Source organism: Thermus sp. KWY1 (assembly GCF_057547025.1).
On record NZ_BAAJPG010000048.1, the window covers coordinates 1 to 211 of the forward strand.

Sequence of the window (211 nt, forward strand, 5' to 3'; positions counted from 1 at the left end):
CTGGTCGTGTCAAGATTTATGTGTAAGCGTCTGTGTACGGGGGGCATACCTCTCCAGAAGCATCTTCTCCAGCACTTCCCGCACCTCAGCAAAGCCCTTCAATCGCCGCTCAGACCACCTCCCCTCCTGACGCTCCGCCTCCAAGTAAAGGAGCTTAAACACAGACTCGGGTCGGGGGAACTTATGATCCCGCACCTTCGTCCCACGCCTC

1 pseudogene is annotated in these 211 nt (G+C 57.3%); it reads right to left on the reverse strand.

The window, feature by feature from the left end:
• Positions 1 to 9: 9 nt before the first annotated feature.
• Positions 10 to 211, reverse strand: a pseudogene (locus AC27GT_RS12675) (IS256 family transposase); the annotation flags it as partial.